15 protein-coding genes are annotated in these 22,245 nt (G+C 42.7%); 6 read left to right on the top strand and 9 right to left on the bottom strand.

From position 1 onward, the window contains the following. Positions 1-48: 48 nt before the first annotated feature. Together AC3KVK_RS09190 and AC3KVK_RS09185 are read left to right on the top strand one after the other, a co-directional pair. Entirely contained in the window at positions 49-2,013 is a 1,965-nt protein-coding gene (locus tag AC3KVK_RS09190) for a methyl-accepting chemotaxis protein (RefSeq protein ID WP_490313026.1), read from the top strand. Between the two features lie 239 nt (positions 2,014-2,252). Then, the gene (locus tag AC3KVK_RS09185) at positions 2,253-3,950 is read left to right on the top strand and encodes a carbon starvation CstA family protein (protein ID WP_490313027.1); all 1,698 of its coding nucleotides are present in this window, start codon (positions 2,253-2,255) and stop codon (positions 3,948-3,950) included. Positions 3,951-4,018: 68 nt separating this feature from the next. Here AC3KVK_RS09185 and fghA read toward each other — a convergent pair whose 3' ends face one another. From fghA to AC3KVK_RS09160, 5 genes are all read right to left on the bottom strand, one after another. Then, entirely contained in the window at positions 4,019-4,864 is an 846-nt protein-coding gene (gene fghA / locus AC3KVK_RS09180; protein WP_490313028.1) for an S-formylglutathione hydrolase, read from the bottom strand. Between the two features lie 47 nt (positions 4,865-4,911). Beyond that, positions 4,912-6,042: an S-(hydroxymethyl)glutathione dehydrogenase/class III alcohol dehydrogenase gene (locus AC3KVK_RS09175; protein ID WP_490313029.1), complete on the bottom strand. Its 1,131-nt coding sequence runs from the start codon at positions 6,040-6,042 to the stop codon at positions 4,912-4,914. A gap of 76 nt (positions 6,043-6,118) precedes the next feature. Continuing rightward, positions 6,119-6,904, bottom strand: coding sequence for a PIG-L deacetylase family protein (locus AC3KVK_RS09170; RefSeq protein ID WP_490313030.1), 786 nt, complete (start codon positions 6,902-6,904; stop codon positions 6,119-6,121). A 73-nt stretch (positions 6,905-6,977) separates the two neighbouring features. After that, positions 6,978-10,139, bottom strand: coding sequence for an efflux RND transporter permease subunit (locus tag AC3KVK_RS09165; RefSeq protein ID WP_490313031.1), 3,162 nt, complete (start codon positions 10,137-10,139; stop codon positions 6,978-6,980). Positions 10,140-10,141: 2 nt separating this feature from the next. Beyond that, entirely contained in the window at positions 10,142-11,332 is a 1,191-nt protein-coding gene (locus tag AC3KVK_RS09160) for an efflux RND transporter periplasmic adaptor subunit (protein WP_490313032.1), read from the bottom strand. 157 nt (positions 11,333-11,489) lie between these two features. On the opposite strand from AC3KVK_RS09160, the gene AC3KVK_RS09155 reads away from it, so the two are divergent. The 4 genes from AC3KVK_RS09155 (at position 11,490) to upp (ending at position 16,802) form a co-directional block, all read left to right on the top strand. After that, on the top strand, positions 11,490-12,086 hold the full coding sequence (locus AC3KVK_RS09155; protein ID WP_490313033.1) for a TetR/AcrR family transcriptional regulator: 597 nt from the start codon (positions 11,490-11,492) through the stop codon (positions 12,084-12,086). 456 nt (positions 12,087-12,542) lie between these two features. Beyond that, the gene (locus AC3KVK_RS09150; protein ID WP_490313034.1) at positions 12,543-15,407 is read left to right on the top strand and encodes a TonB-dependent receptor; all 2,865 of its coding nucleotides are present in this window, start codon (positions 12,543-12,545) and stop codon (positions 15,405-15,407) included. Positions 15,408-15,508: 101 nt separating this feature from the next. Beyond that, entirely contained in the window at positions 15,509-16,150 is a 642-nt protein-coding gene (locus AC3KVK_RS09145; protein ID WP_490313035.1) for a lysoplasmalogenase, read from the top strand. A gap of 19 nt (positions 16,151-16,169) precedes the next feature. After that, a complete protein-coding gene (upp, locus tag AC3KVK_RS09140) occupies positions 16,170-16,802 on the top strand; it encodes a uracil phosphoribosyltransferase (RefSeq protein ID WP_490313036.1) in 633 nt (210 codons plus the stop codon). A gap of 3 nt (positions 16,803-16,805) precedes the next feature. Here upp and AC3KVK_RS09135 read toward each other — a convergent pair whose 3' ends face one another. The 4 genes from AC3KVK_RS09135 to AC3KVK_RS09120 all read right to left on the bottom strand — a co-directional run bounded on the left by AC3KVK_RS09135 (position 16,806) and on the right by AC3KVK_RS09120 (position 22,135). Then, entirely contained in the window at positions 16,806-17,735 is a 930-nt protein-coding gene (locus tag AC3KVK_RS09135) for a tetratricopeptide repeat protein (RefSeq protein ID WP_490313037.1), read from the bottom strand. 189 nt (positions 17,736-17,924) lie between these two features. Continuing rightward, positions 17,925-19,463, bottom strand: coding sequence for an AbgT family transporter (locus AC3KVK_RS09130; RefSeq protein WP_490313038.1), 1,539 nt, complete (start codon positions 19,461-19,463; stop codon positions 17,925-17,927). A gap of 165 nt (positions 19,464-19,628) precedes the next feature. Next, positions 19,629-20,387 (bottom strand): substrate-binding periplasmic protein, encoded by a 759-nt coding sequence (locus tag AC3KVK_RS09125; RefSeq protein WP_490313039.1) that lies wholly within the window; start codon positions 20,385-20,387, stop codon positions 19,629-19,631. 77 nt (positions 20,388-20,464) lie between these two features. Next, positions 20,465-22,135, bottom strand: coding sequence for a SulP family inorganic anion transporter (locus tag AC3KVK_RS09120; RefSeq protein WP_490313053.1), 1,671 nt, complete (start codon positions 22,133-22,135; stop codon positions 20,465-20,467). Positions 22,136-22,245: the final 110 nt, after the last annotated feature.

The following is a 22,245-nucleotide window of genomic DNA, read 5'->3' as shown; positions in this document are numbered from 1 at the left end:
AGAACTTTTGGCTATGCTAAAAGTGAGCATTCTGTTTTGGGGGGAGTTATGAGACGTTTTATCGAAAAAATGAAATTATCTAATCAGTTGAGAATCTCATTTTTAGTGTTAGTTTTATTATTAATTGTAGTATCGGTAGCAAGTTATATCGGTTTGATATCGTCGGAAAATAATTTTAAGCAGTATCGGTCTTTGGCTATCAGCACGAACTTAGCGGGTAGGTTGCAAGCAAACTTATTATATTCACGCTTGAATGTTTTAAAGTATCTCAAAGATGCCGAGCCTGAAACTTTGGCCGATTTCAAACAACGTATAGAAAAATCCAATGAATTTGTTTTAGAAGCTGAAAGTTTAATCAAAAACCCCACTCGTTTAGGATTAATTAAAACGAGTAAAGAGCGTATTGCTCGTTATGAACGTCATTTTGAAGACGTGGTGGATCTCATTGAAAAACGCAATACCATTGTGGATACTCAGCTAGATCCGGCTGGCAAGGCAATGCGAGTGCTTGTTACCGAGCTTTTGGACTCGAGCCAAAATGCATCACAAGAGCAAGTGTATATTCTTGCAAAACTACAAGAATCACTTTTATTGGGACGTTTGTATGTGGTTAAGTTTTTAGTAACCAATGCGATAGATGATGCAAAAAGAGCTCATGATGAATTAGATGTTAATTCAAAGACCATGTATCAGCGCGCACTCGATGTTATGACCGAACCAGCAGAACGTAATAAGTTGCAACAATTTTTTGAACTTAAAAGTCAATACTTATCGGCGTTAGAGGCAATAGAAAAAACAATTATTGAGCGGAATAAAATCATTAATAATGGGCTGAATGTAATAGGTCCTCAAATAGCCGATGACCTTGAACAAGTCAAATTGAGTATTAAAGCTGAGCAAGATGAACTCGGTCCGCAAGTGATCGATGAAGTTGAGTTTATGATTTATTTGGTTGAAGGGGTATCTTTGGCTGCGTTGATTTTTGGGATATTGATGGCCATTATTTTGCCCAATGTTATTCGTAAGCCCATCGGGGGAGAGCCTGCAGAAATCGCTGCAATTACAGCCAAAATTGCAAAAGGAGATCTATCACAAGACTATCAGCACAGCGCGGTTTCGACGGGGATTTTTAAATCTATCACAACGATGTCGATGAGTTTAAAAGCCATCGTTTTACGAATTATAGGCAATGGTGACGCTATTAAAGATGCGGCTATTAACGCCAGTGACATTGCAAAATCAACCAATGACGCGGTAAATGTGCAAAGAGAACGAACCGCTCAAATCGCAACAGCAATCAACCAAATGGCCTATAGTATTCAAGAAGTTGTTAAATTATCAACGAACTCAGCAGAGTCTGCCAATGAAGCAAAACAGACGGCGGAAACGGGTTTAAACCTGATTGATCAGACTGTTTCGGCAAATAATAACCTTGCAGATACCATTGAAACAGCCATGGTTGATATCAACGATCTTGCACAAAGCAGTGATGCAATTGGGGCTGTTGTTGAGGTTATTCGCAAAATTTCTGAGCAAACAAATTTGTTAGCCTTGAATGCTGCGATTGAGGCTGCCCGAGCGGGCGAACAAGGCCGAGGGTTCTCTGTTGTTGCGGATGAAGTGAGAAGCTTAGCTCAGCGCACGCAAGAATCAACGAATGAAATTCAAACTATGATTGAATCACTACAGACAGGCACCCAAGCTGCGGTCAATAGCATGTCCACAAGTAGTCAAGAAGCTCGAAACTCAGTCCAGCTATCACAAGAAACACGCGATGCACTGACACAAATTTTGGCGATGATAAGCTCGATTAACGATATGAATAATCAAGTAGCTGTCGCAGTCGAGGAGCAATCGAGTGTCTGTGAAGATATTAATCAAAATATCACTAGCATCGCCCATGCTTCAGAAACATCGGCACAAAGTGCTCAACAGGCAGAGCAGTCAAGCGAAAAAATGGCTGAATTAGCAAACGAGCTAGCGATGATAGCAAAAGAGTTTAAAGTGAAGTAATCAAGTTTTATGTGTAGTCGCTTACTGGATCTGCCAGACTTAATTCAGTCCACATAATTGAATCTGACAGGTCGAATTAGGCTTATTCATTTTTTGAGATAAAAAGGAATGAAAACATCCGTTTCATTCCTTTTTCTGCTATTAGACTATCGGTTTACAGTCACCTTTTTATTTTGCTGATAGAGTAGGGGCAAACGCAGTACTTATGTCATCTAACTAAAATAAAAAGGAAGAATAACGTGCAATCCATCGCTATTGTCATTTTCGGCATTATTGGAATGTTGTTTGGCTGGTTTGTTTACTCCAAATTTATCGCCAGTAAAATTTTCCAAATGGACGATTCGTTCATCACCCCAGCTCACCAAATTAATGATGGTGTTGATTATGTACCTACTAATAAACTCGTGCTTTGGGGTCATCACTTTACCTCCGTGGCAGGCGCAGCACCGATTGTCGGGCCTGCTATTGCGGTGTACTGGGGTTGGGTGCCAGCCGTACTGTGGGTGGTTTTAGGGACTATCTTCTTCGCCGGTGTGCATGATATGGGCGCGTTATGGGCCAGTAGCCGTCACAAAGGCAAATCTATGGGGGCATTGTCTGAGTCTGTGATCGGCAAACGCACCCGCGCTCTGTTTATGGTGGTGGTGTTTTTAGTTTTACTGATGGTTAATGCGGTATTTGGTGTGGTGATTGCCAATTCATTTGTTAGCCAGCCAACGGCGGTGTTACCTGCATGGGCAGCCATTGTATTTGCGCTGGTGATTGGTCAGTTACTTCATCGTAATTTTAATATCATTGTATTATGTATTTTTGGCGTGATCGCGTTGTATTTGAGTGTGTATGCGGGCAGTGTCATGCCGCTTGCTTTACCTACGGAAATGTTTGGTTTATCGGATAAAGCCAATTGGATTATTATCTTATTTGTTTATGCTGCAATTGCATCGTTATTACCGGTATGGGTACTGTTACAACCACGCGATTTTATAAATGGCGTGCAATTATTGGTTGGTTTATTCCTTCTTTATGGGGCTGTATTTTTATTTATGCCTGATATTACCGCACCTGCATTTAATACACAGGTCGCTGTTGATACACCGAGTATAATCCCGCTTCTGTTTGTGACCATTGCTTGTGGTGCGGTGTCGGGCTTCCATGGCATTGTGTCATCGGGCACCAGTTCAAAACAATTAGATAAAGATACAGATGCACGATTTGTCGGCTATTTAGGTGCGGTGGGCGAGGGCTCCTTGGCTCTAATCACCATAGTCGCGGTTAGTGGTGTTACCCTTGCTCTTTCACCAGCTGAATGGCACGAAGTGTATAGCCATCTTGGCGCGGGCAGCGTTGGTGCGTTTATTACAGGTGGCGCTAATTTAATCCAAAGTGGGTGGGGGATCCCCAAAGAACTCGCATCCACTCTTTTAGCCGTTATGGTGGTGTTATTTGCTGGCACGACTATGGACTCTGGGGTACGTTTACAACGTTATATCATTCAAGAATGGGGTGATATTTATAATATTAAATTGATCAAAAATGGCGTAATCGCAACGTTATTGGCTGTAGGCTGTTGTTTATTACTTGCATTTGGTGCCGGTGGTTCGTCCGGTTCTGGCGGAATGATAATCTGGCCATTATTCGGTTCGACGAATCAAATTTTGGCAAGTTTAACTTTGTTAGTGATCTCCGTGATGTTAATCAAAATGGGTAAACCAGCGCGCTACACGTTAATCCCTATGGTATTTGTTTTAACTATGGCGTTTTTAGCTGGCTTAATTAAACTTGCAGAATATTACCAACAAGGTAATTGGTTATTGGTCAGCATTGACGCAATTGTTCTTATTGTCTGTGTCATGGTGATGCTCGAGGCGTGGTCGGTGATTGCCAAACATAATAAGCAGTCAGTCTCTTTGACCGACAATGAACCCGAAAACACATAGCTTCTATTGATAACAAAAAAGGTTTACCACAGGTAAACCTTTTTTGTGCCTGATAACTTACTGGCTGATTAAAAATGTTGATGATGGAAACGTAAATGATCATCGATAAAGCTGCTAATGAAGTAATAACTGTGGTCATAGCCTTCTTGCAAACGAAACGTCAACGGGTATTGACGAACCTTGGCGGCGCTGATCAGTTCGTCTGGCATTAGCTGCACTTGTAAAAAGTTATCTTTATCGCCTTGATCAATCAATAAAGGAATAAACTGTTCTTGGTCAACCGTGTTCATTAACTCTGTAGAATCATACGCACGCCATGTTTGTGTATCTGAACCTAAATATCCACTGAAAGCTTTGATCCCCCATGGGCATTGGCTAGGCTGACAAATTGGACTAAATGCGCTAATGGATGAGTAAAGACCTGGGTTTCGAAGGCCGATCATCATTGCACCGTGTCCACCCATAGAATGACCAGATAAAGCGCGTTCAGTCGTGACTGTGAAATGGTTTTCGACCACACAAGGTAACTCATCAACAATAAAATCATACATCTGGTAATGGGTCGTCCAAGGTTTTTGGGTGGCATTGACGTAAAAGCCTGCGCCTAAACCAAAATCATAGCTCTGGTCAGGATCATCGGGAATATTCACTCCTCGAGGGCTGGTGTCGGGCGCTACAATGCACAGTCCAAGTTCGGCAGCCGTTTTAAATGCGCCGGCTTTTTGCATAAAGTTTTCATCGTTACAGGTCAATCCTGATAGCCAATAAACAACAGGCACAGCTTGCCCCGAAATGGCTTGCGGCGGTAAAAAAATTGCAAATCGCGTGGTACTATTTAATGCAACAGAATCAAATTCAAATTGCTGGTGAAGACCACCTGCAACTTTATTTTCACTGATTAATCTAATCGTCATAACATACCTTATTCAGCACCCTCTTCGGGTGCTGAAAATTCTGAAGTTTACTTATCAAAATGAATGACTGAGCGGATGCTTTCGCCGTTGTGCATTAACTCAAAGGCTGAGTTAATGTCTTCAAGGGCCATAGTGTGGGTAATGAAATCATCAAGTTTGAACTCACCAGCCATATAACGTTCGACAATTTCAGGTAACTCAGAGCGGCCTTTAACACCACCGAATGCACTGCCGCGCCAAACTCGGCCTGTGACAAGCTGGAAAGGGCGGGTCGAAATTTCTTGACCGGCACCGGCCACACCAATAATGATGGACTCCCCCCAGCCTTTGTGACAACACTCAAGCGCAGAGCGCATCACATCCACATTTCCAATACACTCAAATGAAAAATCGACCCCACCATCTGTCATTTCAACGATGACTTCTTGGATCGGTTTATCGTAATCTTTCGGGTTGATACATTCAGTTGCACCGAGTTTTGTCGCGAGATCAAATTTACTCGTATTAATATCAATTCCAATAATGCGTTTTGCACCGGCCATTTGTGCCCCAATGATGGCAGAGAGGCCAATACCCCCTAATCCAAAAATGGCGACCGTATCACCAGCTTGTACTTTTGCTGTGTTCATTACCGCGCCCATGCCCGTGGTGACACCACAACCAAGCAGACAAATTTCTTCTAGCGGCGCTGCTTTGTTCACTTTCGCTAATGAAATTTCTGGCAAAACAGTGTATTCAGAGAATGTCGATGTGCCCATATAGTGATAAATAGGCTGACCATCTTTATAAAAACGAGTCGTGCCATCTGGCATTAAGCCTTGGCCTTGTGTGGTTCTAATTTTCTGACAAAGGTTGGTTTTTCCAGATGTACAAAATTTACATTCGCCGCATTCTGGCGTGTACAAAGGAATAACATGATCACCAATTGCAACAGAGGTGACGCCTGCGCCGACAGCTTGTACCACCCCCGCACCTTCATGGCCCATGATGGCAGGGAACACCCCTTCAGGATCTTGGCCAGAGAGAGTGAAAGCATCAGTATGACACACGCCAGAAGCGATAATTTTAACTAATACTTCGCCTGATTTTGGTAGCATCACATCGACTTCTTCAATCGATAATGGCTGATTTGGCCCCCAAGCGATGGCGGCTTTTGATTTTATAAATTGGTTTTCCATTATGGTGTCCTTGCTAGTGAGAGTAGACGAAATACGGTTAGTTTATAATATTTAATCAATGGCTTACATGATTAAATTAATGGGATTCATGGTTCTGGGCTGACAAAGCATCAAGCACTTTTTGAACCCGGTTTGAAGGTGATGTAACAATTAATTCTTCATATGGAGCCTGATCGACAAAATCAGCAAAGGCTTGCACCATCATCTTCGGAAATTGTGTTGAGTGACTATCAAGCGCGTTAACTTTTTGCGTTTTAAACGGCTCGATACCAATTCGGTGGCTAATGAGCGAATCGCTGACTGCTGATTTGATTGGGTATTGAAAGTGATGCGATTGAGCTGTGGCCTCAAGGATATTGGCACGTGTTTGCGATAAACTAAATACCAGTAAATGGTCTGAATATTGTGACTGACAGAGGTCGGCCAGCGCAACGTGATCACTATTTTGAGTGATCCCACCTTGGCTAAAACATAACATCACCGGTGCTTGGTATTGCTTGCTGATTGCATTGATGTCGTTGGCAATTGCTTCAAGATGCGATGCGGTATTCCCATCGGGGTAGCGTAAAAAAATTGCTTCAGGCAAGGTGAGGTTAAATAGTGCCTGTTGAGTCTCTTGCTCTCTGATTTTAGCTAAAGCTGGACCGTTTAAACCTCGACCTGAACGATCGGAACCGCGGTCACCAGATGTAACATAAACCGGCACAAGGTTTATGCCCTGCTGTTGTAAATGCATTAACGTTCCCGCGATCCATGTTTCATCATCAGGATGTGCAAAAACAGCAATAACTGTCGGAGCAGGCGTAGGGTACAAAGCACAGCCAGCCAAGAGTACCAACAGTAAACACAGACAGTGACGCATTGATCTCTCCTATTTATTTAGTCAATAACATAAAAGCAAGCCGAAGCTTGCTTTTATGTTTAATGATAACAGTTTAATCTGCTTGTGTGTTCGCTTGTTGGTGATGTTGAGCAATTTCATCTTTAAGCGCTTGTTTATTTCGCGATTCAAAGAATCGACGCTCTGTCAGCCAATAAAAAAACAAGGGCACAAAGAAAATAGCCAAGAAGGTTGCAGCCATCATGCCACCCATCACGCCAGTTCCAACACTATGGCGAGCACCAGCACCTGCTCCTGAGCTAATCACCAAAGGCACAACACCTAAAATAAATGCTAATGAGGTCATAATAATCGGTCTAAAGCGCAAACGTGCCGCTTCGAGTGCGGCAGCACTGGCAGACCAACCTTGTTGGTATTTCATCAGCGCATATTCAACGATTAAAATGGCATTTTTACTGGCTAAGCCTAATAAAGTGACTAACCCAATTTGGAAGTAGACATCATTTGTTAACCCCGCAATCCACACAGAAATTAACGCTCCAAACGTGCCAAAAGGCAGAGCAAGCATCACAGAAAAAGGTAATGACCAACGCTCGTACAGAGCAGCCAAAATCAAAAACACCATAATTGCAGCCATTGCAAGCGCAAGACCTGTGGTACCAGAGCTGCGTTTTTCTTGAAACGCAGTGCCAGTCCAGTCATAAGTCATATCAGGAGGCAGCACTTCTTTAGCAATGCGTTCGAGTTCAGCAATCGCTTGGCCTGAGCTATAACCTGGCGCCGCATTACCTAGCATTTTGACCGCGGGTAAATTGTTGTATCGATTGAGGCTGTCTGGTCCACGACTATGGGCTATGTTAGCAAACGCGGAAATCGGCACCATCTCACCTTGGTTATTTTTGACATAAATACGGCCAATATCCTCTGGCGACATTCTGAAGCTGGCCTCAGCAGACATTAGAACTTGCCATGCACGACCAAATTTATTGAAATCATTGATATAAGCGGTCCCAAGTGTGCCAGATAGTGCTGTAAAGGCATCGTTGATTTCAATTCCCATTGCTCGGGCTTGTTCACGATCGACGTCGACATTGAGCTGGGGTGTATTTGGACGCCACAGTGTTTGAATACCGGCAATGATTGGGCTTTGTTGGACTGCGCCCATCATCATGCCCATTGCTTGCTGAAGCTTTTCAGGCCCTCCCGCACCTTTATTTTGGATGTAAAACTCAAAGCCCCCCGTACTGCCCAAACCAAAGATCGGCGGCGGATTAAAAGCCAGCACTAAGGCTTCTTTGATCCCTGCGGTTTTCATAAATAATTCACCGACCAATTGTTTGCTGGTGACTTCACGGTGATCCCAATGTTTTTGAGTTACAAATAAGGTTGCAGCACTATTTTTATAGCCGCCACCAATAAAATCAAAACCAGTAAACGCGATGACATTTTCGTTTGCGGGGTTAGATTTTGCGGCCGCAATTACTTGTTGTACTACCTCTTCAGTACGCTCCAAAGATGCGCCATCAGGTAAAAATATCGCAGAGATATAAAACCCTTGGTCTTCATCTGGGACTAACGAACCGGGTGTTTTTTGCCAAATACCCACAGTGAGTGCAATCATCCCCGCAACAAGTACGAAACCCAGTACACCACGACGAACAAAAAAACTAACAGCGTTAACATAGTGACCCGTGACGCGATGGAACCAATTATTAAACCATAAGAAAAATTTCGCAGTTTGTTTATGTTCAGGCTTGAGAATTAAAACACAGAGCGCAGGGGTCATGGTTAAGGCGACCACCCCTGATAAACTCACGGCTATTGAAATTGTGATAGCAAATTGACGGAATAATTCGCCAGTTAATCCACCTAAAAAGGCAATGGGCACAAACACAGAACACAGCACTAACACAATCGCAACGACGGGGCCGCTGACTTCTTGCATTGCTTTAATGGCCGCATCGCGAGGACTGAGTTTTTCTTCGTGCATTAAACGTTCAACATTTTCAAGCACAACAATAGCATCATCGACCACAATACCTATCGACAGCACCATACCGAATAAGGTTAAGGTGTTGATCGAATAACCTAACATGTACAAACCCGCAAAAGTACCCAGTAATGACACTGGTACAGCTAAGGTTGGGATTAAGGTTGCACGCCAATTTTGTAAAAATAAATAAACGACCAAGAAAACCAGTACCATGGCTTCTACAAGCGTGATCAAGACTTCACGTATCGAGACTTCAACAAAACGAGTGGTGTCGTATGGAGTTAGGTGCGCTAAGCCTGTTGGAAATTGAGATTTAATCTCATCAACTGTTTGATTAACTTGCGCAGCGACATCAAGGGCATTGGCACCCGGTTGTAAGAATATTCCCAGTAATACGGCTTGTTTTCCATTAATGGTGCCATTGAAGTCGTAATCTTTTGAGCCAAGTTCAACTCGGGCAATATCTTTTAAACGCAAGTTGCTGCCATCAGGGTTTGCGCGAATAATAATGTTAGCGAATTCTTCAGCGGTCGATAAACGTCCTTGTGCGGTCACACTATAGACGATTTCTTGGGGCGAACTTGATGTTGGCGTCGAACCAATTTTACCCGCTGCATATTGGGAGTTTTGGCTGCGTACTGCATGAGTAATTTCTTCTACAGTGACTTTGAGTTGGCTCATTAAATCAGGGCGAAGCCAAATGCGCATCGCGTAGTCTTTTGCGCCAAAAATTTGCACATTAGTCGTGCCAGGAATGCGTTTAATCCGATCCAGCACATTCATAGTGACAAAATTAGATGTCCATAAAGAATCGCGTGTGCCATCTGGCGAGTAGAAAGCATGCACTTGTAAAAAGCTCGATGAGCCTTTTTGGACAATGACCCCTTGGCGGCGTGTTTCTTCAGGTAACCGGGCTTCAACCTGTTTAACACGGTTATTAACGTTAACTGCAGCTTGGTCGATGTCAGTGCCAATTTCAAATGTTACTTCGACCGTGGTGACACCGGAGCTGGTGGAGTTTGAAGACATATACATCATGCCTTCCACTCCGGTGATGGCGTTTTCAATTGGCGAAGCCACTGTTTGCTCAAGCACCGCAGCAGATGCACCAGGGTAAACAGCCGTCACTTGTACGACTGGTGGGGCAATTTCAGGATATTGGGCGATGGGCAGCGCACGCATTGCTGCTAAACCTGCTAAAACGATCACAATCGAGATAACAAAGGCAAAAATGGGTCTATCAATAAAAAATCGTGAAAACATAGTTATTCCTTCGCAGCAGTCGCAGGAGAAAGCGCAACGGGCATGCCAGGGAAGAAGATCCGGGCCATTCCATCTACAATGACTTGATCACCTGCATTTAAGCCTGAACGAATGATCCAATAATTACCACTTACGCCTTGTTGGCTGTGGGATGTCCATTCTCCCACCTCAACAGGGGTCGGGCTTGCAATTGTTTGCCCTTGATCATTTTTAATCATTCGATAAACAAATTTCCCCATACCATTATCAAGCACCGCTTTTTGCGGGACTACGATGGCGTTGTCGCGCTTAGCTCCACTTAAAATGACTGTTACAAATTGCCCTGGCCGTAGCTGGTAATCAGGGTTTGGGATAATAGCCTGCATTTCACTTGTGCCCGTTGATGGATTGATCCGGACATCACTGAAATTAACGGAGCCAGCAAGCGGGTACATGCTGCCACTTTGTAATTGTATATGCGTGGTCCAATGGCCATTCTCAGGTAAAATCAATTGCCCGGCTGCTACATCTTCACGCATATTTAGTTGTTCACGCTCTGATAAACCAAACCGTAAACGGATGGGATCTAGTTGGGTAATTTGTGTTAAAAGTAATTCTGGGCCTGGTACGTAGGTACCCTCAGAAACAAATTCTCGACCAAGTACACCACTGACAGGTGACTCAACCCGAGCGTATTGTAAATTGAGCTGGGCCTCTTTAAGGCGAGTTTGGCTTGACTTGATTTCTGCTTGGGCAATTTCTAAGTCCGAAACAGCATTGTCGTAATCTCGTTGAGAAACCGAACGCTCTTTACGTAATGTTTGTAAACGGTTGACTTCTCGATTGGCTTGATCGAGTCTCGCTTGAGCTGCTTGCAGTTGAGCTTGATTGAGTGACTCATCTAATAAAAATGGCTGCAGATCGAGGGTAAAAAGCGATTGGCCCTTTTGGACCTTTTCACCTTCTGAGAAATTACGCGATTCTAAAATTCCGGCAACACGCGCCCTGACTTCAACCTCTTTTGAGCCCGACAAGGTGGCAGGTAATTCAATTGAAAACTCAGCGGTGGTTGGTTGAACCGATAAAACCGACACCATCGCAGGTTGCATGGCGTGCGCGGCTGCATCGGGGTGCTGTTCTGAGCACGCTGTCAGTAAAGTCAGAACTGAAACAGCTAACAAAGAAGTGGGCCAAAGGGACGAAAAACGTGTCATTATTAAAAAGCTCCAGCTTAAAAGGGATCGTTGTCATATTGAAAAGTAAACGCAAGTGTATACCTATTATTTAGCGGGGTAAACGATTACGTGTACTTTTTACTGACCTATTTAATTAAAATTAGTTATAATCCCCTTGGTGTAATCGGGGGCGATAATGGTTAGAAGTATAGATAAACATAACGATGTGTTGTGCGCTGCAATCACAGAATTTGCGCAAAAGGGCATGGTCGCGACTACTATGGAAGCAATTGCAAAACGTGCAAAGGTATCCAAACGTACATTGTATAAGCATTATTCATCTAAAGATGCGCTCTTTGATGCGGTGGTGGCTTTATTACTCGAGCGTATAGCAAGCTTATGCTGTGTGGCTTATGACGCTGAGCTTGATGTGGCGAGTCAGCTAAAAAATTTAGCTTATTTATCTGTATCACTCAGTTCAGATGAGGATTATTTACGCTTATCTAAAATAGTGATTATCGAATCCATGCGTAGTCATAGTCGAGCAAAAAAATTAGACGAGCAATTTAAAAATTGTGAAGCAGGCTTACAAGTATGGTTTATCCAAGCGAAAGAAGCTGGGGCATTAGGGCTGTATGAACCTCGTTTTATCTCCGCGTTATTTTTTGGTGGAATTAAAAAGTTAACTTTTTGGGAGCAAGCAATACGCTGGCAACCGGCCTTACCTGATGATGAGTTAGAGCAATTTATCACACAAACATGCCAGTTATTTACTGCAGGTTTGCAGGCATAACTGAGTTTATAACAAGTATTACTTTGGGAATTATTGTTAATAAATAGGCTGTTTTTGAGTCCGGGGGATCGCTTACTCTTTTTTAAATGATGTCAATAGCTGTGATTTTTGCGGCTATTTTAAGCATCATAAGCTCTTTACTGTGTCTACTTGTTAATAAGTTAATCATGTAGCGGCTTAATCCTATCATTCGGTGTTGCGACTTTAGCAAATCCATATTGCAGTTCTATCAGCTAAAAATAAAGTTCGCCACGATTGTTTATTGCGCTGTTTGGTTGTTTTGTCATCACTTAGGTGCAAAATAATCATAAAAATCTGCATTTATATCTAGTAAAAATGAATTTTAATGTAACCTCACTATGAAACATTTAAACACTATCTAACTGATATTTAATAAGTTAAATGCTTAACGCTTTAATAAATATTTGTTAACTATTGTAATTTTTATGAGGTCATATGTTACAAGTAAATTTACTCGCGCGCGCGATCACTTTAGGTTTAACTTCAAGTGCTATTCTTTCAACGTTTAGCTCACCTGTCATCGCAGCTGAATCAGAAGCCGGTATTGAACGCGTTCAAGTTACGGGTTCACGAATTCTTCGCGAAGGTGCGATAGCGCCATCACCCGTGACTTCAATTAGTGGTAAAGAACTACTAGCTACAGGTGCAATGAATATCGGTGAGGCTCTCAACGAACTGCCTTCACTCGCCAATACCTATTCTTTGGCTAACTCAGGCAATTATATCGGCACTGCTGGGCTTAATTTACTGGACCTTCGTGGCATGGGCGCGAACCGAACGCTCGTATTAGTAGATGGCAAACGCCATGTATCGAGTAGCGCAGGTTCCGCATCGGTTGATACCAATACGATTCCAACGGCATGGGTTGATTCGGTCGAAATTATTACCGGTGGGGCTTCTGCTGTGTACGGTGCTGATGCTGTCACAGGTGTGGTGAACTTCAGGCTGAAAAAAGATATCACAGGTTTAGATATCAGCCTGACCGCAGGCAAAGCAGAAGACAATCCATACAAGAATAATAAACTGAGCTTCTCGTATGGTGCAGATTATGCCGAAGGGCGCGGTAATGCGGCGATAGCGTTTGAATTATCAAGCCAAAATGCACTGAATGCAACAGAGCGCGATCTGACTCGTACGCCTTACATGGCAGTTAGAAACCCTGCCGATGGGGATTATAAAGACGAAAATGGTCAAACAATTCACGACGGTATCCCTGATCGTATCACTGTCGCAAATACAGGGTGGTACGATAGCTCAATAGCAGGGAATTTTTACTTATCACAAGAAGATGGCATTAATTGGTATATTTTCAATCCCGATGGTTCAGTTCGTCCACAAGAGTTAGGCACGACCTACGGAGAATGGGGGCGTTGTACAAACTGTGAGCTCTTAAATTTAAAAGAATACAACGATCTACAGCCCGATTTTGACCGTTATAACATTAGTTTCAAAACAAACTATGACATTAACGACGATGTACAATTTTATGCCGATGCAAAATATGTTAATAGCCAAGCGAACAGCGAAGGGCAGCCTTCATTTTTTGAATATGGGTCTGCGTTGACTATCACAGCTGATAATGCCTACATTGATGATAGTTTACGTACGCTGATGCAACAGACTCAGCAAGACGCGATTTATATTCACCGTTTCAATAAAGATGCAGGCCGTCGCTTAGAAAAGAACGAACGTGAGACAGTTCGTTTTGTCACAGGTTTTGACGGCTATTTAAATGATGATTGGGGGTTTGACACGTATTTTGTTCATGGTGAGACCACGCTTGAGCAAACAAATTATAATAATTTAATTCGTAAAAACTTTGCACAAAGTATTGATGCCATTTTAGTCGATGGTGAGGCTGTGTGTCGTGACGAACAAGCACGGGCAGCGGGTTGCGTACCAACCAGTATTTTCGGTTACGGTGCCGTCAATGAGCAAGCAAAGCAGTGGTTTAATACAACCTCAGTCTCTGAGTCAACCATTACACAACAAGTGTTTAATGCCAGCGTGTCTAATAGCGCCTTATTCGATTTGCCTGCAGGTGTTGTGGGTTTTGCGGCTGGGGTTGAGTATCGTAAAGAACAAAGCGATAGTGTCCCTGATGCGTTTGCTGCCACAGGTGCAACGTTTTTGAACTCATTACAAGAGGAGCACGGCGAGTTTAATGTCAAAGAAATTTTTGCAGAGTTTACCGTCCCGCTGATTGTTGATCAGTTCTTAATTCAAGATCTAATTTTTGACTTCGCTATTCGCTATGCGGATTATAGCTCTATCGGGGATGCAACCAGTTGGAAAACAGGTTTAGATTGGACGATTGATGATGAAGTGCGGGTACGCAGCACGTATTCAATTGCATTACGCGCACCGAATATAGGCGAATTATTTGGCCCGCAAAATCAAACGTATTTCCGTGTAAACGATCCGTGTAGTGTTGAATATGCGCAATCAGCTATTAGAGTACAAAATTGTGCGGCACTTGGGATCCCCGCTGACTTTGATCCGACAGCAACGGCATCGAGTATTGAAGGTTTAAGTGGAGGCAACCCAGATTTGAAGCCTGAAGAGTCAACGAGCTTCACTTTTGGTTTCGTGTACGAGCCTGAAATTATCGATGGTTTGGTGATGACTGTGGATTACTGGTCGATTGAGATTGATGATGCAATTTCAAGCGTATCAGCTCAAAACATTCTAGATCGCTGTGTTGATTCGTCAACGGGCATTGACAATCAATTTTGTAAATTAATAGCACGTGATCCTGCGGATCATGAATTGAAATTGATTACCTCAATTAGTCAAAATGTGGCGGCACAAAATGCAACCGGAATCGATTTTGAGATAGGGTATGATTTCGAAGCTCTGGCAGGTAATTTTAAAACCAAGCTAGTAGGGACGTATTTAAAATCGCGCAAGACTTATTCCTTCCAAGACAATCCCAATGATTTTGAAGAAAATGCAGGAACCGTCGGTGAAGCTAAGTGGCAACAAAATTTCAGTGTTGAATATCAACAAGATGAATGGACAGCTAATTGGAAAACCCGATATTTAAGTGATGTGGATTTATATAACCAGCAAGACTTGATTACGAACCCTGACCCATCAGACATCATGTACTATGGCAGTTACTTAGTGTCAGATATGAGCATTGCCTATGCATTTGATTCTGGGCTAAGTGTCTCTGTCGGGGTAGATAATATTTTTGATCGTGATTTGCCTGGTGTTACAACAGGTACGGGAGCGGGCAGTGCCAGTTATGATAATATTGGTCGTTTCTATTACAGCTCTGTTTCGTATCGCTTTTAAGCTAACGATTTAAGACATTAAAGCGACCGAGTAGGTCGCTTTTTTATTGGGTCAGCAAAAAAGTTTGATATGATGGTTTTTTGTAAAATTTAACAGTGACGATGACCACATTACTTTATATTATTGCCGCGCTTGCAGTGGCCCATATTATCGCCGATTACTTTCGAGTCTGGCAGGCCGCATACCTGCTTAAACCTGCAACAACCTTGAGCATTATTTTTTTGGCTCAATATTTAACTTGGCCAGCGTTTGACACGTTTACAGCTTTGGTGATCTTTGCCTTGGTCTTTAGCCTGTTAGGCGATATCTTTTTAATGTTGCGGTCCGATCGGTTTCTGGCAGGATTAGTGAGCTTTTTTATTGCGCACATGCTGTATATCAGCGCATTTTTGTATGCTGCGCCACTGACAATTCATTTAGGGCTACTTATTGGTTTAATGCTGGTGGGTTCAGGTTATTTATATGTAATTTTACCTAAGGCTGGCCAATTACAGTTGCCGGTTGTCGCCTATGGATTAGTGCTTCAATTAATGGTGCTCTGTGCGGGAAGCTTCGCATTATCAGGAAGTCATTCTTCATCACAATATCTATGTTTGATAGGGGCCTTGTACTTCTTATTTTCAGATTCGGTGCTGGGATTTTCGCGTTTTGTAAAATCATGGCCAATCAGCCATAGTATTGTCCTCAGTAGCTATTATTTAGCGCAAACATTACTGGTGCTGGGTTTATTATCACCGCGCTAATACATTTTGAAGGAAAATTATGACCATTAAAGCCATTGACCACCCATTGGTTCAGCATAAGATGGCCTTATTACGCCAAGCAAAACTGAGTTCACGTGAATTTCGACAGCTCAGTAATGAAGTGGCGGCCTTGCTTACTTATGAAGCGACTCAATCACTGCCTTTGGAACGTTACTCTTTCACTGGCTGGAATGCAGAAATGTCAGGTCAGCGAATAGCGGGTAAAAAACTGACGGTGGTACCTATCCTTCGAGCAGGAGTCGGCATGCTAGATGGCGTATTATCGATGATCCCGGCAGCCAAAATTAGTGTGGTAGGACTATACCGTAATGAACAGACGTTAGAACCCGTGCCTTATTTTGACCGTCTTGTGTCCGATATGGCCCATCGTACCGCACTGATTATTGATCCGATGTTAGCAACGGCGGGCTCAATGATTGCGACTGTTGCGCTTTTGAAAGAGGCTGGGTGCACTGATATTAAAGCGTTGGTATTGGTCGCTGCGCCAGAAGGCTTGGCTGCAATGGAACAAGCTCATCCTGATGTCAGTATTTATTGTGCGGCCATTGATAGCCATTTGAATGAACAAGGCTATATCATTCCGGGTCTTGGTGACGCAGGCGACAAAATTTTTGGTACAAAAGAGGACTAATTTTTATCGTAATGGCTTGGCAATTTTTTGCTTTAGGCTTTGGTACAAATCCTGTCTGAAAGTAGGCAGGTGAGCGACCGTGATTAATGAAAACTGTGACTGAGCCTGGTCAAGCTCAGAAAGTGCCAGCAGAGATTCGACTAAGCGTAACTGGTAGACAGCTTTATTCGGGAGGTCTTGAGCATCCGTCGCAATAGTGACTGCAATCGTAAAGGCCTCCGCTGCAGGCTGGTAATTTTGTAATTGAAGATACATCATGCCAATATTGGCCTGAATAACGGCCACTTGTTGCTTATCCCCCACTAATTTTGACCAATATAAGGCTTGCGTGTAATAGTCAATCGCGAGCTCTTTGTCGCTTAACTTCGTTACAGCTTGAGCTAAATTTGCATATAACTCTCGGTTAAACAAGGGCTGATAGCGTTTACCAAGTTGGCTTTCTAAACGTACTAAAATACGAAAAGCCCGCTGAGGATCCCCATTTACATGCAATAAATTTGCAATATCAATTAAACGTGTCGGATCGGGTAACGTATTATTAAGGCTTTCAAGTTGCACAATTGCGTGATTAAGAATATTTGTAGCCTCTACGGACTTACCCATGTGATACAGGCACTTAGCCAAATAAATTTCGACTTGGGTTAAAAATGTCTTCGGTAGTGCGGGCTCGGTGACTAAAGCCGTGGCGTATCTGTAGAGGGCGTCGTATTGATGTAATTGAAACAATAACTCTAACATTGCGAGTTTTGTGTCAAACCATTTGGGGCTATATGGTTCTAATGAATCTAATGCGCCTTGCAATTCGACCAAACAATCTGAGGTTGTTAAATCACAGACAGATTCAAAACGCGTGAAAGCAGTCTGGTGTGCGTGGACTGAAGCAATCAGATTGAGACACAAAATAACACTGATCAGGCGGATAAAAAACGGCATCCAGATGATCCTAAATATTGAACTGATGAAACGGTATCGTTAAAGGGCTTGAGAAGCAAGAGGTGTCTGTAACACAATGTAAATATGGAAGACGAAATTGAGCGCTAGTTTAATGATAAAAAAGAAAAATGTTTTATCACAAATAAAGAGGCTGCCTAAAAAGGCAGCCCGTTTGATGGTTAATTTTAGTTAATAGGTGTAGCTTGCTTGTAAGCCAAGGGGAGCGCCAATCGCCCAATAAGCTAATAAGAAACACGTCCAACCAATTAAAAATGCAATTGAGAAAGGCAACATTAATGCGATAAGCGTACCAATCCCTGTATCCTTAACGTATTTCTGGCAATACACCACGACTAAGGGGAAGTAAGGCATCAGCGGTGTAATGATGTTTGAACTTGAATCACCTACTCGGTAGGCTGCTTGAGAAAGATCAGGTGAAATGCCTAATTGCATTAACATAGGGACGAAAATGGGGCCCAGTAATGCCCACTTTGCCGAGCTTGAACCGACAAAAAGGTTAACAAAAGCTGTTAAGAAAATAATTCCGACAATTGTCACTGTGCTTGGCAGCGCAAGGGCTTTTAAGACTTCTGCACCTTCAATCGCCATTAATGCACCAAGATTTGAACTAGAAAAAGCCGCAATAAACAATGCACAGAAAAAAGCCATAACAATATAGTAAGCCATCGACGACATAGATTTACTCATCGCATCAATCATGTCCTTACTTGATGTGAATGCCCCTGTTACAAACCCGTATACTGCACCTGGAATCCAAAAAAGCAGGAAGATAAGCGGTACAATAGATTGCATTAGCGGGGCTGTGAATTCGGTGAGCGAACCTGATGGGCTACGCAGTGGTGAATCAGGTAACGATGAGGTATATGCTAGCAACGCCACACCCGCAAGCATCACTGATGAAGCAATCACAAAGCCTTTTTTCTCTTTCGGTGTCGCCTCATCAAAAGACGGTAATTCATTTGTGTCGCCATCCACTTTAGTATTTGCTAGGCGAGGTTCGATAATTTTATCGGTAATATACCAGCCTAATAAAACAATAAATAAACTTGAGGCAGAGGCAAAAAACCAGTTGTTTAATGGATTAACAACGATTTCAGGATCAATAATACGGGCTGCACTTTGCGTAAAGCTTTGCAATAACGGGTCAATACCGGAAGGGATAAAGTTTGCACCAAACCCGCCACTGACACCTGCAAAAGCCGCTGCGATCCCTGCTAATGGGTGACGACCCATGGCATAGAAAATAACGCCCGCCAATGGAATGACTAATACATAACCAGCATCTGTTGCGGTGTGGCTGACAATAGCAATTAAAATGATAGAAGGCGTCAGTAAAAATTTAGGCGTCCGTTTTAACATCAATTTTAAGCCAGTGTTGATAAAGCCTGAATGCTCTGCAACACCGACACCTAACATTGCAACTAATACCACACCTAATGGAGCAAACGTTGTAAAGGTTTTAACTAATGAGGCCAAAAAACCAGCTAGGGCATCACCACTGAGTAAATTATGAATAACGATTGGAGCGCCAGTACGTGGATCAATCGCATCAAACTGTGTATTTGAAAATAACGCTGACAAAACCCAAATGAGTAGCATCGCCATTAAAAAAATCATTGCCGGATCTGGCAAAGTGTTACCCAAACGTTCAATCGAGTTTAAAAATCGATTGATCAAACTTGGCTTTAAATTGTTTGTTTTATCCATGTTTTAATCCATTTACTGTGTTTGGGCTTAAATACTACCTTCATTAGCAAAAAATCAAAATCATTCTCGATAAAACAGCACAAAAAAGCGAGGGAAGAGGAACAAACGCATTAATTATGAACAATATGAGTCAAACAATCATTAATATGTGTTCATCACACCCGTTTATGGTGCTGTTGTGAATGTCGGCTGTGCTAATCCCCAACGTGATAAAATACGCTGGTATTCACCATTTTTCTTAATTTCAGCAAGCCCTTTAATAATTTGTTGTTCAACATCAGCATTGATTTTTATATGACTCGCAATGTAGAGATCATGTGGAAAGTCTTTAATTGCTAGCTTTTGTTCGACAGCGTCCGGAGGCAAATTAGCGCTGGTGAGTTCGCGCTCAAGTGCAATTGTATTTGTTAACACATAATCAATTCGATCTTTAAACAATAAATGCCACATTTGGTCAAAATTAACGCTTAAAACTAAGTTTTGTTCTTCTGTAAAGCCTTGAAGTTTTAGAAAGGTTTCACTGTAATAACCACGGATGGTACCAACAGTCTGCTTCTTTGCCTGTTCAAGCGAGCTAAGATTATTTGGTTTGGTTTTTAAGCCGACTAAATAAGCGGTGGTTTGATACGTTTGACCGAGCCACTTAAATTGCTTTTCTCGGCTTGGCGTACGCAATAACGAAAACAACAACGTACTGGGCTCAATTTGAGTTTGGTGGTAAGCCCGAGCAAAGGGCATGAGTTCGATATTGACAGTTAAGTCTGTATGCTGTGCTAACGCATGTACGACATCAACTAATGCACCCTCAGGTTGGTTCTGCTGATTAAAGTAATGAAATGTAGGGAGTTCTTCAGCAACAAAAGTGACCGTCTGACTTGAGCAAAGGGTTGAAAATAAAATTAAGCACAGACAGAACACCTTCATATAGGTTCACTCGTAATCATTAATTGACGCCACATTAACGTGGTAATAGCCGATTAAGCAAGTACTAAATACGGCTGCTAATCGGGTTTTTCTGGTGATTTTTCATTGCTCACTGCTGCGTCATTATGAGTTTCAATAATGGCTAACGCATGATTTAGGGCTGAAACACGATCATGAGCAAATTGGTTTTCAGGGATCAACTGGTTGATTCCAAGTCGGTCTAATTTATCGTTTGCATCGGTATTGGGCGAATAAATAATAACCTCGCAATGCGCATCAATGGCATCTTTTATCGCATTTTCCAGCGCTAACCCGACGGTAACGTCAATCATCGGGACATCGCTTAAATCTAGAATCATTACTTGGTATTGGCTGACAGAGGTATGTTGCCGTGATATCGCTTTTGATACACTGAAAATCATTGGTCCAGATAAATAGAAAAACAGCACTTGTCCGTTTGCTTGGTCAAGTAAACGTCGCTCTTGTTTAGTTAAAGGCACATCATCATCGTCAGCATCACTGATCGCACGGACATTTTTAGCCTGCTCACGACTTAAACGTTCAATCACTAAAATATTAGAAATAAACACCCCTAAACCAACCGCCACGATTAAATCGATAAAGACCGTCAGAAACATCACCCCATACATGATGAAAGTTTGCTGCATACTGACTTTGTGGGCGCGGTGTAAAAAGCTCCAGTCAAGAATATTAAAGCCAACATATACTGCGATGCCAGCTAGCGCAGCCATCGGGATTGGCTGGGTTAAACTCCCAGCAACAAAGACAACGAGCATTAAAATAAGGGCACGAATTATACCAGAAAGCGGAGATCGAGCACCGACTTGAATATTTACAACCGTCCCCATTGTTGCTCCAGCACCCGGTAACGCGCCAAACAAACCTGAAATCATATTCGCAGCGCCTTGGCCAATTAGCTCTTTATTTGAATCATGTTCTGTGCGTGTCAAACTGTCGGCAATTACGGCAGTTAATAATGTGTCTATGCACCCTAATGTACCTAAAACAAGCGCGTCGATTAACATGCTGGTTAGCAGATCCCACGAGAAGGTCGGCAGGACTAAGGCAGGTAAACTACTTGGTATTTCACCAATTCGGCGGATACTGTCTTGATCAAATAAAATAATTGAAATGAGTGTAACAGCAACAAGAGCAACAAGTTGGGGCGGGGCAATTCGGCGGTACTTTTCTGGTAAATAAAATAATATTCCTAAGGTGAGTGCCCCTAAAAATAATTCAGAAAAATGTAAATCAAAAATCAGTTCTGGAAGGTGTGAAATCGTGCCTATTACACCCCCATTTGGGGCTGCATGGCCCAATAATGGTGCCAATTGAAGAATAATTAATATTACGCCGATGCCTGACATAAACCCTGAAATTACACTATAGGGCATAAGGGTGACATATTTACCGAGCTTTAATGCCCCAAGTAGCATTTGAAATGCACCGGCCATCATAACAACAGTGAAAGCAATCGCTGCGCCTTGCTCAGGGTATTTTGCGACCATAGTGGTTAAAACCGCTGTCATAATCACAGTCATTGGGCCGGTCGGTTCTGAAATCAACGAGGTTGAGCCACCAAACAAAGCGGCAAATAAGCCAACTAAGATGGCACCCCATATGCCTGCTTCGGCACCTGCACCTGATGCGACACCAAATGCGAGGGCTAAAGGAAGTGATATTATTGCAGTGGTTACCCCACCGAATAAATCACCTTTAACATTCATATGAGCAAAGCGTTGAAAAGACAATGTTAAAACCTCGAAAGAAAAATCTGGCGCATTTTAACACCCTATCTGTGTGATGGTAGCCTTCGGCGTTAATAAGGCCGTTTTTT

It is taken from the genome of Pseudoalteromonas sp. J2K-J979 (assembly GCF_058169715.2).
This window is presented reverse-complemented; position numbering and strand designations above follow the sequence as displayed.